At 59.3% G+C, this 15,468-nt stretch carries 12 protein-coding genes; 1 reads left to right on the plus strand and 11 read right to left on the minus strand.

All coding sequences use genetic code 11. The annotated features are described in order from the left end of the window. Nucleotides 1-8: 8 nt before the first annotated feature. Nucleotides 9-1,121: an S-(hydroxymethyl)glutathione dehydrogenase/class III alcohol dehydrogenase gene (locus F475_RS15955; RefSeq protein ID WP_018927002.1), complete on the minus strand. Its 1,113-nt coding sequence runs from the start codon at nt 1,119-1,121 to the stop codon at nt 9-11. Nucleotides 1,122-1,227: 106 nt separating this feature from the next. Here F475_RS15955 and F475_RS15960 point away from each other — a divergent pair, with 106 nt between their 5' ends. Continuing rightward, on the plus strand, nt 1,228-2,124 hold the full coding sequence (locus F475_RS15960; RefSeq protein WP_007907183.1) for a LysR substrate-binding domain-containing protein: 897 nt from the start codon (nt 1,228-1,230) through the stop codon (nt 2,122-2,124). Between the two features lie 36 nt (nt 2,125-2,160). Here the strand turns inward: F475_RS15960 and ispD are convergent, their stop codons facing one another. The 10 genes from ispD to lpxB form a co-directional block, all read right to left on the minus strand. Further along, nucleotides 2,161-2,868 (minus strand): 2-C-methyl-D-erythritol 4-phosphate cytidylyltransferase, encoded by a 708-nt coding sequence (ispD, locus tag F475_RS15965; protein ID WP_019581012.1) that lies wholly within the window; start codon nt 2,866-2,868, stop codon nt 2,161-2,163. Further along, on the minus strand, nt 2,865-3,143 hold the full coding sequence (gene ftsB / locus F475_RS15970) for a cell division protein FtsB (RefSeq protein WP_007907178.1): 279 nt from the start codon (nt 3,141-3,143) through the stop codon (nt 2,865-2,867). The genes ispD and ftsB overlap by 4 nt, the downstream gene beginning before the upstream one ends. Before the next feature lie 170 nt (nt 3,144-3,313). Continuing rightward, nucleotides 3,314-4,603, minus strand: coding sequence for a phosphopyruvate hydratase (gene eno / locus F475_RS15975; RefSeq protein WP_007940523.1), 1,290 nt, complete (start codon nt 4,601-4,603; stop codon nt 3,314-3,316). Nucleotides 4,604-4,760: 157 nt separating this feature from the next. Next, the gene (gene kdsA / locus F475_RS15980; protein WP_015093773.1) at nt 4,761-5,606 is read right to left on the minus strand and encodes a 3-deoxy-8-phosphooctulonate synthase; all 846 of its coding nucleotides are present in this window, start codon (nt 5,604-5,606) and stop codon (nt 4,761-4,763) included. A 5-nt stretch (nt 5,607-5,611) separates the two neighbouring features. Further along, on the minus strand, nt 5,612-7,243 hold the full coding sequence (locus F475_RS15985; RefSeq protein ID WP_026286489.1) for a CTP synthase: 1,632 nt from the start codon (nt 7,241-7,243) through the stop codon (nt 5,612-5,614). A 274-nt stretch (nt 7,244-7,517) separates the two neighbouring features. After that, nucleotides 7,518-8,846: a tRNA lysidine(34) synthetase TilS gene (gene tilS, locus F475_RS15990; protein ID WP_111454278.1), complete on the minus strand. Its 1,329-nt coding sequence runs from the start codon at nt 8,844-8,846 to the stop codon at nt 7,518-7,520. A 150-nt stretch (nt 8,847-8,996) separates the two neighbouring features. Then, nucleotides 8,997-9,944, minus strand: coding sequence for an acetyl-CoA carboxylase carboxyltransferase subunit alpha (locus F475_RS15995; protein WP_018927007.1), 948 nt, complete (start codon nt 9,942-9,944; stop codon nt 8,997-8,999). A 150-nt stretch (nt 9,945-10,094) separates the two neighbouring features. Continuing rightward, nucleotides 10,095-13,616: a DNA polymerase III subunit alpha gene (dnaE, locus tag F475_RS16000; RefSeq protein WP_018927008.1), complete on the minus strand. Its 3,522-nt coding sequence runs from the start codon at nt 13,614-13,616 to the stop codon at nt 10,095-10,097. Between the two features lie 82 nt (nt 13,617-13,698). After that, nucleotides 13,699-14,340, minus strand: a complete 642-nt coding sequence (gene rnhB / locus F475_RS16005; RefSeq protein WP_018927009.1) for a ribonuclease HII — start codon at nt 14,338-14,340, stop codon at nt 13,699-13,701. Next, the gene (gene lpxB / locus F475_RS16010; protein WP_111454279.1) at nt 14,340-15,467 is read right to left on the minus strand and encodes a lipid-A-disaccharide synthase; all 1,128 of its coding nucleotides are present in this window, start codon (nt 15,465-15,467) and stop codon (nt 14,340-14,342) included. The genes rnhB and lpxB overlap by 1 nt, the downstream gene beginning before the upstream one ends. Nucleotide 15,468: the final 1 nt, after the last annotated feature.

The following is a 15,468-nucleotide window of genomic DNA, read 5'->3' on the forward strand; positions in this document are numbered from 1 at the left end:
AAGCGACCTCAGAAATGAATGACGCTACGGATGCTTTTGCCTTCATGCATCAGGTCAAACGCCTTGTTGATATCTTCCAGGCCCATGGTGTGGGTGATGAAGGTATCCAACGGGATCTCGCCGGTCTGGGCCATTTCGACATAGCTTGGCAACTCGGTACGGCCACGCACGCCACCGAACGCCGAACCGCGCCAGACGCGACCGGTGACCAACTGGAATGGACGGGTGGAGATTTCCTGGCCTGCGCCGGCCACACCGATGATGACCGACTCCCCCCAACCTTTGTGGCAGCACTCAAGTGCGGCACGCATCAACTGCACGTTGCCGATGCATTCGAACGAGAAGTCGACGCCGCCATCGGTCATGTCGACAATCACTTCCTGAATCGGACGATCGAAGTCTTTCGGGTTCACGCAGTCGGTGGCGCCCAATTGCCTGGCGATTTCGAACTTGGCCGGATTAATGTCGATGGCGATAATCCGGCCAGCCTTGGCTTTGACCGCGCCGATCACGGCAGACAATCCGATGCCGCCCAGACCGAAGATAGCGACGGTATCACCCGGCTTGACCTTGGCAGTGTTGATCACCGCGCCGATGCCGGTGGTGACGCCACAGCCCAGCAGGCAGACTTTTTCCAGCGGTGCTTCTTTAGGAATTTTGGCGACGGAGATTTCCGGCAGCACGGTGTACTCGGAAAACGTCGAGGTGCCCATGTAGTGGAAAATCGTTTCGCCCTTGTAGGAAAAGCGCGAAGTGCCGTCCGGCATCAGGCCTTTACCCTGGGTTGCACGAATCGCCTGGCAAAGGTTGGTTTTGCCCGACAGACAGAATTTGCACTTGCCACATTCCGGGGTGTACAGCGGGATCACATGATCGCCCACCGCAACCGAGGTCACGCCCTCGCCGATCGCTTCGACCACCGCGCCACCTTCGTGGCCCAGGATCGACGGGAAGATACCTTCCGGGTCCGCGCCCGAGAGGGTGTAGGCATCGGTATGGCAGACACCGGAAGCGACGACGCGCAGCAGGACTTCGCCCGCCTTGGGCATGGCGACATCGACTTCAACGATCTCGAGGGGCTTCTTGGCCTCGAAGGCAACGGCGGCGCGCGACTTGATCATGCTGACTCTCCAGTGAATAAAAACGAGACAGGGAGTGTAATACAGCCGCATACGATGAATAATCGGGACAAAAGCAAAACATTATTGCCATGCAGGGATAATCCTGATGTCCGAAAACCGCTGGGAAGGCATCGACGAGTTCGTCGCCGTCGCAGAGTGCAGCCAATTCACCGCCGCGGCTGAACGCCTTGGGGTGTCTTCCTCCCACATCAGTCGCCAAATCGTAAGACTGGAAGAGCGACTGCAAACCCGCTTGCTCTATCGCAGCACCCGCCGGGTCACGCTGACCGAAGCCGGGCAAACCTTTCTGCAACATTGCCAACGTTTGCAGGACGGCCGCGAAGAAGCGTTGCGCGCTGTCGGCGACCTGACCAGCGAACCCAAGGGCATGCTGCGCATGACCTGTGCCGTGGCCTACGGCGAACGATTCATTGTGCCGCTGGTGACTCGTTTCATGGGGCTGTATCCGCAACTGCGTGTCGACATCGAACTGAGCAACCGCCCGCTCGATCTGGTGCACGAAGGGCTGGACCTGGCCATCCGCCTCGGCCGCCTGCAGGATTCAAGATTGGTCGCGACTCGTTTGGCACCACGGCGCATGTACCTGTGCGCCTCGCCGTCCTACCTGGAACGGTATGGTCGCCCACACAGTTTGTCGGAACTGAGTCGCCACAACTGCCTCATCGGCAGCTCAGATATCTGGCAACTGGAACAGAACGGGCGGGAATTTTCCCAGCGAGTACAGGGAAACTGGCGCTGCAACAGTGGGCAGGCGGTGCTGGATGCCGCGCTACAAGGGGTTGGATTGTGTCAGCTGCCGGATTACTACGTGCTGGAGCACCTGAAAAACGGCGAATTGATCTCGCTGCTGGAAGCCCACCAACCGCCGAACACAGCGGTTTGGGCGCTTTATCCACAGCAGCGGCATCTGTCACCGAAAGTACGCAAGTTAGTGGATTATTTGAAGGAAGGGTTGGCCGAACGGCCGGAATATCGGGTTTAAGAGAAAAAAATCGCAGCCGGCATAGGCTGCGATCTTTTAACGGCGGTTCGCCCAGCGCTGGCGCAACCACTCAAGGTCTTCGGGGCGAGTGACTTTGATGTTGTCGGATCGACCTTCGATCAAACGGGGTGCCATACCTGCCCACTCCATCGCCGAGGCTTCATCGGTGATGACAGCATCCGCCACCAGGCTGTCCGCCAACGCCCGATGCAATGCTCCAAGGCGAAACATCTGCGGTGTATAAGCCTGCCAGATCACACTGCGATCCACTGTTTCCAGCACACGCCCGTGCTTGTCGACCCGTTTGAGGGTGTCGCGCGCAGGCACCGCCAATAGGCCGCCCACCGGGTCGTCAGCCAGTTCACTGAGCAATTTATCAAGATCATCACGCGCCAGATTCGGTCGCGCGGCATCGTGAACCAACACCCAATCCTCATCGTCAGCGCCCTGGGCATGCAGATGCAGCAAGGCGTTGAGCACTGATCCGGAACGCTCGGCGCCACCTTCAACCCGCTGAATACGCGGATCGGCAGCACAGGCCAGGTTCGGCCAGTAAGGATCGTCGATGGCAAGACTGACCACCAACCCCTTCAGGGCAGGATGATCGAGGAAACAGCCAAGGCTGTGTTCGAGAATAGTGCGCCCGCCCAGTTGCAAGTATTGCTTGGGACGGTCCGCGGCCATACGGGCACCGACGCCCGCGGCAGGAATCACGGCCCAGAAGGCCGGTAACGACTCAATCATTGGGCCAACTGGTAAAGGGTTTCACCATCCTTGACCATGCCCAACTCATGGCGAGCCCGTTCTTCAACGGTCTCCATGCCCTTTTTCAACTCACTGACTTCGGCGTCCATCACCCGATTGCGCTCCAGCAACGCCTCGTTCTCGGCGTGTTGATCCGCAATCTGCTGCTTCAGCTCGGCCACTTGCGCCAGACTGCCATTACCCACCCACAGGCGATACTGCAGGCCGGCCAGCAGCAAGAGCAAGACGAGGAACAACCAATTGGGACTGCGCATCGAATATCAGGTATCCAGTGAAAAAAGACAGCCATGCCAAACTTTGAAGCGTCTGATAGCACGAAGCCTGGAAGAACCAGGCTTGTGCTCTTAAGGCATCAGATTAGTGGCAAATCCGTCGCTGTCGCGATTTTTCCGACACAATCCGGTGTCTTTTTATCGTTTACCACTCAGCCGCGGAATTCGCTACGGCCGTTGTACTTGGCTTTGCCATTCAACTGCTCTTCGATACGCAGCAGTTGGTTGTACTTGGAAACGCGGTCGGAACGGCACAGCGAACCGGTCTTGATCTGGCCAGCCGAGGTGCCCACGGCCAGGTCGGCAATGGTCGAATCTTCGGTTTCGCCGGAGCGGTGCGAGATCACGGCGGTGTAACCAGCGGCCTTGGCCATCTGGATGGCTTCCAGGGTTTCGGTCAGGGTGCCGATCTGGTTGAACTTGATCAGGATCGAGTTGGCGATCTTTTTATCGATGCCTTCTTTCAGGATCTTGGTGTTGGTCACGAACAGGTCGTCGCCTACCAGCTGAGTCTTCTCGCCGATCTTGTCGGTGAGGATTTTCCAGCCAGCCCAGTCGGACTCGTCCAGACCGTCTTCGATGGAGATGATCGGGTAACGCTCGGTCAGACCTTTCAGGTAGTCGGCGAAACCTTCAGCAGTGAACACCTGGCCTTCGCCGGACAGGTTGTACTTGCCATCTTCATAGAATTCGCTGGCCGCGCAGTCCAGGGCCAGGGTCACGTCGGTGCCCAGCTTGTAACCGGCGTTGGCCACGGCTTCGGAGATCACTTTCAAAGCGTCTTCGTTGGAGGCCAGGTTCGGCGCGAAACCACCTTCGTCACCAACGGCAGTGCTCAGGCCACGGGCCTTCAGAACGGCTTTGAGGTGATGGAAAATCTCGGTGCCCATGCGCAGACCTTCCGAGAAAGACTTGGCGCCAACCGGCTGAACCATGAATTCCTGGATGTCGACGTTGTTATCGGCGTGCTCGCCACCGTTGATGATGTTCATCATCGGAACCGGCATCGAGTAAACACCCGGGGTACCGTTCAGGTTGGCAATGTGAGCGTACAGCGGCAGGTCCTGGTCCTGTGCTGCTGCCTTGGCCGCGGCCAGGGAAACGGCGAGGATCGCGTTGGCGCCCAGGGTCGCTTTGTTCTCAGTGCCATCGAGCTTGATCATCGCGTGATCCAGCGCTTTCTGGTCGCTTGGGTCTTTGCCCAGCAACAGGTCGCGGATCGGACCGTTGATGTTGGCTACGGCCTTGAGCACGCCTTTACCCAGATAACGGCTCTTGTCGCCATCACGCAGCTCGAGCGCTTCACGCGAGCCAGTGGAAGCACCGGATGGCGCGCATGCGCTGCCGATGATGCCGTTATCGAGAAGCACGTCTGCTTCCACAGTGGGATTGCCACGGGAGTCGAGAACTTCACGACCTTTGATGTCGACGATTTTTGCCATTGTTGTAAACACTCCAAAGTTGACGAAAACGACGCAGCTGAAGGAAATCTTTTATCGTCGGCAAGTGACAGACAGCGGGCAGGCTTGCGGACGATAAGGCTCAAGCCCGAGGGCCTGAGCATTTAAACCGTGCGGTACTTTACCGGAGAATTGAGGTTTACGCGGTTTCTACCGTCGGAAAACTCTTCACCAGTTCGTCCAGTGCTTTGAGCTGGGCCAGGAATGGCTCCAGTTTGTCCAGACGCAGGGCGCAAGGGCCGTCGCATTTGGCGTTGTCCGGGTCCGGGTGGGCTTCGAGGAACAGCCCGGCCAGCGACTGGCTCATGCCGGCCTTGGCCAGGTCAGTGACCTGGGCACGACGACCACCGGCGGAATCGGAGCGACCGCCGGGCATTTGCAGCGCGTGGGTCACGTCGAAGAACACCGGGTATTCGAACTGCTTCATGATGCCGAAGCCGAGCATGTCGACCACGAGATTGTTGTAGCCGAAGCTCGAACCACGCTCGCAGAGAATCAACTGATCGTTACCGGCTTCCACGCATTTGTTCAGGATGTGTTTCATTTCCTGGGGCGCGAGGAACTGGGCTTTCTTGATGTTGATCACCGCGCCGGTCTTGGCCATCGCGACCACGAGATCGGTCTGGCGCGACAGGAAGGCCGGCAACTGGATGATGTCGCAGACTTCAGCGACGACCGCGGCCTGATCAGGCTCGTGGACGTCGGTGATGATCGGTACGCCAAAGGCTTGCTTGATGTCCTGGAAAATCCGCATGCCCTCTTCCAGCCCGGGGCCACGATAAGAGGTCACAGAAGAACGGTTCGCCTTGTCGAAACTGGCCTTGAACACGTAAGGGATACCGAGTTTTTCGGTGACCTTTACGTACTCTTCGCAGACCTGCATCGCCATGTCACGGCTTTCCAGCACGTTCATGCCACCGAACAGCACCATTGGCTTGTCGTTGGCAATCTCGATATCGCCTACGCGGATGATCTTCTGCGCCATCAGGATTACGCCTTCTTCTGGTGTTGAGCCAAAGCGGCTTTAACGAAACCGCTGAACAACGGGTGACCGTCGCGTGGCGTCGAGGTGAACTCTGGGTGGAACTGGCAAGCGACGAACCATGGGTGATCCGGTGCTTCAACCACTTCAACCAGCGCGCCATCACCGGAACGACCGGAGATTTTCAGGCCGGCCTCGATGATTTGCGGCAGCAGGTTGTTGTTCACTTCGTAGCGATGACGGTGACGCTCGACGATCACATCCTTGGCGTAGCAATCGTGCACCAGGGAACCTGGCTCAAGCAGGCAGTCCTGAGCGCCAAGGCGCATGGTGCCACCCAGATCGGACGATTCGGTACGGATTTCGACGGCGCCGGTGGCATCTTCCCACTCGGTGATCAGACCGACCACCGGGTGACCGCTGGTGCGATCGAACTCAGTGGAGTTGGCATCTTTCCAGCCCATGACGTTACGAGCGAACTCGATAACGGCCACTTGCATGCCCAGGCAGATACCCAGGTATGGAACCTTGTTTTCGCGAGCGTATTGAACAGCAGTGATCTTGCCTTCAACACCACGCAGACCGAAGCCGCCCGGTACCAGAATCGCGTCGACGCCTTCCAGCAGCGCGGTGCCCTGGTTTTCGATGTCTTCGGAATCGATGTAGCGCAGGTTGACCTTGGTGCGGTTGCTGATGCCGGCGTGACTCATCGCCTCGATCAGCGACTTGTAGGCGTCCAGCAGTTCCATGTACTTGCCGACCATGGCGATGGTGACTTCGTGCTCCGGGTTCAGCTTGGCATCAACCACCGCTTCCCACTCGGACAGATCGGCGCTGTCGCATTGCAGGCCGAAACGCTCGACGACGAAATCATCCAGGCCCTGGGAGTGCAGAATGCCCGGGATCTTGTAGATGGTGTCGGCGTCTTCCAGCGCAATCACCGCACGCTCTTCAACGTTGGTGAACTGCGCGATCTTGCGACGCGAAGAAATGTCGATCGGGTGATCGGAGCGGCACACCAGCACGTCAGGCTGCAGGCCAATGGAACGCAGTTCCTTGACCGAGTGCTGGGTTGGCTTGGTTTTGGTTTCGCCGGCAGTGGCGATGTACGGCACCAGTGTCAGGTGCATCAGCATCGCGCGCTTGGCGCCGACTTCGAAACGCAATTGACGGATCGCCTCGAGGAACGGTTGCGACTCGATGTCACCCACGGTGCCACCGATCTCGACCATGGCCACGTCGGCATCGCCAGCGCCCTTGATGATCCGGCGCTTGATTTCGTCGGTGATGTGCGGGATCACCTGAATGGTTGCGCCCAGGTAATCACCACGGCGCTCTTTGCGCAGGACGTGTTCGTAGACACGGCCAGTGGTGAAGTTGTTGTTCTGGGTCATGGTCGTGCGGATGAACCGCTCGTAGTGGCCCAGGTCCAGGTCGGTCTCGGCGCCGTCGTGGGTGACGAACACTTCACCGTGCTGGAACGGGCTCATGGTGCCCGGGTCAACGTTGATGTACGGGTCCAGCTTCAGCATGGTGACCTTAAGTCCCCGCGCCTCCAGGATGGCCGCCAATGAAGCCGAGGCAATGCCTTTCCCCAATGAAGAAACAACACCGCCCGTGACGAATATGTAGCGCGTCATGAAAAACCCTAGAAGTCTGCGTTAAAGCGGTCCGAGCCGCCGGGGAAAGCGAAGGAAGGCCGAAGCCCCCGATCACCTGCATTAATCACAGTGCACCTTTCAAAAAAACCGCCGCGTTGGGACAGACCGGAAGATGAAACACCGGTAGGTTGCTCGCTACACATTTTTTGGAATCGCCCAGCAAAGACTGCTTGGTAATCGGCAACTCCTGCGATTCAGGCGAATCCACAGAAGTTGTATCAAGAAGGGAGCGTAGTCTACCGGAAAGCCCCTTTCAGCTCAAACCTTGATCTTCGATCGGCGGCTGCCAATGCAAATACCAGCCACTGCGCTCACTGCCATTCAGCCCCCGCAGGTTCGCCACCGCCAGCAATTGCTGGCCCCTGTAGACCAGCGGCAATCTGCCACGGGCGAAGCCCGGCACACCGCTTTCGTTAAGCAAACGCTTCAAGTCACGGTGACCGCGATCGGGCAAACTCATGACTTCGCCGCCCTCACGATAGCGGATCTGCAACGGGCCATCGGGGATCTGGCCGGTGAGTGTGAGCACGCCATTATCCGGTAACGCCAGCAATACCGCGGGGTCAGCCCAGGACACCGGGGATGGCGGAGTGCGCAACCATCCACCTGACAACCACCAGAGACGCCCACCAGCGCGATGCAGTTCGCCCGCCGCCAATCGCCAGACCGGACGTGCGTCGCCAGTCGCATCGCGCAAATCCTGCCAACCCGACCAATGGTCACTGTCCGGCAAAGACGTCAGCGGTTTGAGCCAATGACTCAGCGCATTGCGCTGGCGTGCATCAGATAGCTTTTCCAGGGGCGCCAGCTCCAGCGACGGCAACCCCAGCCAATCGAAATCACTGTCGGTGCCGGCCTGGGCCAGATCAATTTGCGCCAGATCGTCGAGCAACCCCTGCGCCTCACTCAGATGCGCAGCGCTGCGAGCCATGATCGCCACTGCTTGCGGCCAGCGCGCGGTCAACACGGGGAACACCTGATGACGCAGGTAATTGCGCGAGAACTGCCGGTCCTGATTCGACGGATCTTCGATCCAGTTCAGCTGATATTCAGTGGCGTAGGCCTCAAGCTCGGCGCGAGTGACATCAAGCAGTGGTCGCAGCAGATGCCCACGCCCCAAAGGACGCTCACTCGGCATCCCCGACAAACCTCTCACCCCTGCCCCGCGCATCAGCCGAAACAATAGGGTTTCCGCTTGATCGTCACGGTGCTGACCTGTGAGCAGTACTTCACCGGCGTGAGTCGCCGCGATGAAGGCGCCGTAACGCGCATCCCGCGCCGCACGCTCGAGGCTCGCGCCGCGCTCAACCTGAACACGCACAACCTCCAGCGGTACACCCAACGCATCACAGACCGACTGACAATGTTCCGGCCACGCATCAGCCGCAGCCTGCAGGCCGTGGTGGACGTGAATGGCGGTCAACGCCGGCAAGGATTCGGTTTTTGCGAGGTGTGCGAGAAGGTGCAGCAGGACGGTGGAATCGAGACCACCGGAGAAGGCGATTCGCCAGGTTGTGGCGTTACGCCACGGAACCAGCCCATGGAGAAGCCTGGCTGGCAGATCAATCTTCTTAGGGCTCATAGACGTCAGTCGCTTCACATAGACCCATTGTGGGAGCGAGCCTGCTCGCGAAGGCTGCTTAACATTCAACATATTTGTTGATTGTTATACCGCAATCGCGAGCAGACGAACGTCGCCCGGCTCTTCCCACAAGGCTATAGCGCGATCAGATCAGAGACCGTAGCTCATCAGACGCTCGTAACGACGGGCCAGCAGCGCGTCGTTGTCGAACTTCTTCAACATCGCCAGTTGCGAGCTCAGCTCGGCGCGGATCGAGGCAGCGGCAGCGGCCGGATCACGATGAGCGCCGCCCAACGGCTCGCCGATCACTTTATCGACGATGCCCAGGCCCTTCAGACGCTCGGCAGTGATGCCCATCGCTTCAGCGGCATCCGGGGCTTTCTCGGAAGTTTTCCACAGAATCGAGGCGCAACCTTCCGGCGAAATCACCGCGTAGGTCGAATATTGCAGCATGTTCAGCTGATCGCAGACGCCAATCGCCAGCGCACCACCAGAACCACCCTCACCGATCACGGTGGCGATGATTGGGGTTTTCAGGCGAGCCATGACGCGCAGGTTCCAGGCAATCGCTTCGCTCTGGTTGCGCTCTTCGGCGTCGATGCCAGGGTAAGCGCCCGGGGTGTCGATGAAGGTCAGGATCGGCATTTTGAAACGCTCGGCCATTTCCATCAGGCGGCACGCCTTGCGGTAGCCCTCAGGGCGCGGCATGCCGAAGTTGCGGCGAACCTTCTCGCGCACTTCGCGACCTTTCTGGTGACCGATAACCATCACCGGTTGGTCGTCCAGACGGGCAACACCGCCAACGATGGCAGCGTCGTCGGAGAAGTGACGGTCGCCGTGCAACTCATCGAACTCGGTGAAGATGTGTTCGATGTAGTCCAGGGTGTACGGACGTTTCGGGTGACGCGCCAGACGCGCGATCTGCCAGCTGGTCAGCTTGCCGAAGATGTCTTCGGTCAGCGTGCTGCTCTTGTCCTGTAGGCGGGAGATCTCATCGCCGATATTCAGCGAATTGTCATTACCGACCAAGCGCAACTCTTCGATCTTGGCTTGCAGGTCGGCGATCGGCTGTTCGAAATCTAGAAAATTCGGGTTCATAGGCGTCCGTCTAGGGTCGCGTCCAAGAGAGCTTGGGCCGGCCGGTTGTCTATTCGCGCCCTACCTTAAGGGACAGGCGCGTTCAGGTCGAGATTAAAAATTCGGGTCGGGATCAGGCGCGTTCCCATGGTAAGGAATGGCGCCTGACCGTCAACGGTATTGGAGGAAGACGTTGTCTCGCCCGAACTGGTCACGCAGGGCTTGAATCAAGGCATCCGCCGGGTCGATCCGCCAGGTCTCGCCAAACTGCAACAAGGCCTTCGCATCGGGGCTGGTGTAGTCCATGGTGATCGGGCACGCACCGCGATGACGCTTCAACAACTCGCCCAACCAGCGTAGCTGATCGCCCTTGAGATCCTTTGCATGCAACTTCAGGCGCAGGCTTTCGGCCAGGTTGGTGCGCGCATCTTCCATGCTCATCACCCGCTTGACCCGCAACCGCAGGCCACCGGAGAAGTCGTCGTTGCTGACTTCGCCTTCGACCACCACCATCGCATCGGTCTGCAACAACGACTGTGCGGAATGGAACGCATCGGCGAACAACGAGGCTTCGATCCGCCCGGAGCGGTCGTCGAGGGTGATGAAGCCCATCTTGTCGCCCTTTTTGTTCTTCATCACTCGCAGGGCGATGATCATGCCCGCGACCGTTTGCGTGTCGCGAGCCGGCTTCAGGTCGATGATGCGCTGACGGGCGAAGCGACGGATCTCGCCTTCGTATTCGTCGATCGGGTGGCCGGTGAGGTACAGGCCCAAGGTATCTTTCTCGCCTTTCAGGCGTTCCTTGAGGGTCAGCTCCTTGGCCTTGCGGTGATTGGCGTAGACGTCGGCATCTTCTTCAACGAACAGACCGCCAAACAGATCGGCATGCCCACTGTCGTGGGTACGAGCGGTTTGTTCGGCCGCCTTGATCGCCTCTTCCATGGCCGTCAACAACACCGCGCGGTTGCGGTCGATGTTGGCCTGATAGGCTTTCTGCTCATCGTGGAAATACGGGCCTAGGCGGTCCAGGGCACCACTGCGGATCAAGCCGTCGAGGGTGCGTTTGTTAATACGCTTGAGGTCGACCCGCGCGCAAAAATCGAACAGGTCCTTGAACGGCCCGTCTTGCCGCGCCTCGGTAATCGCTTCGACCGGGCCTTCGCCCACGCCCTTGATCGCGCCCAAACCGTAAATGATGCGGCCTTCGTCGTTCACCGTGAACTTGAACTCCGAGGTGTTCACGTCTGGCGCGTCGAGGCGCAGCTTCATGGTCCGCACTTCTTCGATCAAGGTCACGACCTTGTCGGTGTTGTGCATATCCGCCGACAGTACCGCGGCCATGAACGGCGCCGGATAGTGGGCTTTCAGCCACGCGGTCTGGTACGACACCAGGCCGTAGGCAGCGGAGTGGGATTTGTTGAAACCGTAACCGGCGAATTTTTCTACCAGGTCGAAAATGTTACCGGCAAGGTCAGCGTCGATATTGTTGGTGGCGCAACCTTCAATGAAACCGCCGCGCTGCTTGGCCATTTCTTCGGGTTTTTTCTTACCCATGGCTCGACGCAGCATGTCCGCGCCGCCGAGGGTGTAACCGGCCATGACCTGGGCAATCTGCATCACCTGTTCCTGATACAGGATGATGCCGTAAGTCGGCGCCAATACCGGCTTGAGGCCGTCGTACTGGTAGTCCGAGTGCGGGTACGCGAGTTCGGCGCGACCGTGCTTACGGTTGATGAAGTCGTCCACCATGCCCGATTGCAGCGGGCCCGGACGGAACAGGGCCACCAGTGCGATCAAGTCTTCCAGGCAGTCGGGCTTGAGCTTTTTGATCAGCTCTTTCATGCCGCGTGACTCGAGCTGGAACACCGCGGTGGTTTCGGCTTTTTGCAGCAGCGTGTAAGTCGGTTTGTCGTCCAGCGGGATGAACGCGATGTCCAGCGGCGGTTCGTTGACCTTGGCGCGGTCGCGGTTGATGGTTTTCAGCGCCCAGTCGATGATCGTCAGGGTCCGAAGTCCCAGGAAGTCGAACTTCACCAGACCGGCAGCCTCAACGTCATCCTTGTCGAACTGAGTTACCAGACCGTCGCCCGCTTCGTCGCAATAGATCGGCGAGAAGTCGGTCAGCTTGGTCGGCGCAATCACCACACCACCGGCGTGTTTACCGACGTTACGCACAACGCCTTCGAGCTTGCGCGCCATTTCCCAGATTTCCGCGGCTTCTTCATCGACCTTGATGAAGTCGCGCAGGATTTCTTCCTGTTCGTAGGCTTTTTCCAGGGTCATGCCGACTTCGAACGGAATCATCTTCGACAGACGATCCGCCAGGCCGTAGGACTTGCCCTGCACCCGCGCCACGTCACGGACCACAGCCTTGGCCGCCATGGAACCGAAGGTGATGATCTGGCTTACCGCGTTACGGCCGTATTTCTCGGCCACGTAATCGATCACGCGGTCGCGACCGTCCATGCAGAAGTCGACGTCGAAGTCGGGCATGGAAACCCGTTCCGGGTTAAGGAAACGTTCGAACAGCAGGTCATATTCCAGCGGGTCAAGGTCAGTGATCTTCTGCACATAGGCCACCAGCGACCCGGCACCCGACCCACGGCCAGGCCCCACCGGTACGCCGTTGTTCTTGGCCCACTGGATAAAGTCCATCACGATCAGGAAGTAACCGGGGAAGCCCATCTGGATGATGATATCCAGCTCGAAATTCAGCCGGTCGACATAGACTTGGCGCTTGGCTTCGTAGTCTTCGGTGGTGTCCTTGGGCAGCAGAACGCTGAGGCGTTCTTCCAGACCGTCGAAGGAAACCTTGCGGAAGTACTCGTCGATGGTCATGCCATCGGGAATAGGGAAGTTGGGCAGGAAGTGCTTGCCCAGCTTCACTTCGATGTTGCAGCGCTTGGCGATCTCGACTGTGTTCTCCAGCGCCTCAGGCAGGTCGCTGAACAGCTCGGCCATTTCCTCGGCGCTTTTGAGGTATTGCTGATCGCTGTAATTCTTCGAACGCCGCGGATCGTCGAGGGCGCGGCCTTCACCGATGCAAACGCGGGTTTCGTGGGCTTCGAAGTCTTCCTGCTTGATGAAGCGCACGTCGTTGGTCGCCACCAGCGGCGCGCCGATTTTCTCGGCCAGGGCCACGGCGCCGTGCAGTTGTTCTTCGTCGTTGGGGCGGTTGGTGCGCTGGACTTCCAGATAGAAACGATCCGGGAACACCGCCATCCACTCGCGAGCCAGGGTTTCGGCTTCGTCCGGGTTGCCGCCGAGCATCGCCAGGCCGATTTCGCCCTCTTTCGCCGCCGACAGCATGATCAAGCCTTCGCTGGCTTCGGCCACCCACTCGCGCTCTATGATGATCGAACCATTGCGCTGGCCGTCGATGAAACCACGGGAGATCAGTTCGGTGAGGTTGCGATAACCTGTGGCGTTCATCGCCAGCAGGCTGATCCGGCTCAAGGGGTTGTCCGGATCCTTGTTCGACAGCCACAGGTCGGCGCCACAAATCGGCTTGATCCCGGCGCCCATGGCGGCTTTATAGAATTTGACCAGGGAACACATGTTGTTCTGGTCAGTGACCGCCACGGCAGGCATGTTCATGCCGACCAGGGTCTTGACCAGCGGTTTGATCCGCACCAGACCGTCGACCAGGGAATATTCAGTGTGCAGGCGTAGATGAACGAATGAAGCCGGCATAGTGATCCTGTCTAGAAACTAGAAACGTGAAGACAACAAGGCCCGGATTGTACCGGGCCTTGAGTAAAACATCAGCCTGCGACTAACCCTCGATCAGGTTTTCCCGCGCTTCATACGCCAGGCGTACCGGGGCGAACGAGCGGCGGTGAATCGGTGTCGGCCCCAGACGCGTCAGCGCCTCCAGATGAACGGGCGTCGGGTAGCCTTTGTGGCCACCGATGCCGTAACCCGGGTAAATCAGTTCGAACGCCGCCATTTCACGATCACGGCTGACCTTGGCCAGAATTGACGCCGCAGCGATGGCCGGCACTTTGCTGTCGCCTTGCACCACCGCTTCGGCGCGCATCGAGAGTTTCGGGCAACGGTTGCCGTCGATCATCGCCAGCTTCGGCTGAATGTGCAGGCCCTCGACCGCGCGCTGCATGGCCAGCATGGTGGCATGAAGGATGTTCAACTCGTCAATTTCTTCGACTTCGGCGCGAGCAATGCACCAGCTCAGGGCTTTTTCGCAGATTTCGTCGTAGAGTTTTTCGCGGCGGGCTTCGGTGAGTTTCTTCGAATCGTTGAGGCCGAGAATCGGCCGGCTCGGATCAAGGATCACCGCGGCGGTCACCACGGCACCGCACAGCGGGCCGCGACCGACTTCATCGACACCTGCCACCAGATCTTCAACTTCATCGACCAGCATAAAATCCAGGCCCAGCTGCTTGCTTGCTTTGCTCATTATGCTCTGCCAATCAGGTTCAGTACCGCGTCCGCTGCCTGATTGGAGGCGTCCAGTCGCAGGGTTCGGTGGATTTCGTCAAAGCCTCGGGTCTGCTCCTCGCCACCTTCGATCAGCGGCGACAGAGTCTGGGCCAGGGCTTCGACTGTCGCATCGTCCTGCAACAACTCTGGCACCAGCAGGCGCTGGGCCAGCAAATTCGGCAACGAGACGTAGGGACTCTTCACCATCCGTTTGAGAATCCAGAACGTCAGCGGTGCCAGGCGATAAGCGACCACCATCGGCCGCTTGTACAGCAATGCTTCCAGGGTCGCGGTGCCCGAAGCGATCAATACCGCGTCGCACGCCGCCAGCGCCAGATGGGATTTGCCGTCGAGCAAGGTCAGCGGCAGATCGCGACCAGCCAGCAACTCTTCCAACTGGGCCCGACGCTCCGGACTGGCGCACGGCATGACGAATCGCACGCCCGGACGCATGGCCCGCAGGCGCTGGGCGGTGTCGAGGAACAACGCACCGAGGCGCCCGACTTCACCGCCACGACTACCCGGCATCAGGGCAACCAACGGCCCTTCCGGGAAACCGAGTTCGGCCCGCGCGGCGGTGCGATCGGCCTCAAGCGGGATCGCATCGGCCAGGGAATGCCCGACAAACCGTACCGGCACGCCCTTCTCTTCATAAAATTTAGCTTCGAACGGGAACAGCGTCAGCATCAGGTCGCAACCTTCGCGAATCTTCAGCACCCGCTTCTGTCGCCAGGCCCAGACCGACGGGCTGACGTAATGCACGGTCTTGATCCCGGCCTGACGCAGCTTGAGTTCGATATTGAGGTTGAAGTCCGGGGCATCGATACCGATGAACACGTCCGGCTTCGCGGCGATCAGGTCCGCAACCAGTTTCTTGCGACGGGCCAACAGCTCGCGCAAACGGCCCAGCACTTCCACCAGCCCCATGACAGAAAGGCGTTCCATCGGGAAATACGAGGTCAGGCCTTCGGCCTGCATCAGCGGACCGCCGACACCAATGAACTCGACCGCCGGATGCTGTGCCTTGAGCGCACGCATGAGACCCGCACCCAGAATGTCACCGGAAGCCTCACCCGCCACCAGCGCAATACGCAGATTGGCCATG

Origin of the sequence: Pseudomonas sp. URMO17WK12:I6 (assembly GCF_003253625.1) — a bacterium.
In the GTDB taxonomy this organism is placed as follows: Bacteria; Pseudomonadota; Gammaproteobacteria; order Pseudomonadales; family Pseudomonadaceae; genus Aquipseudomonas.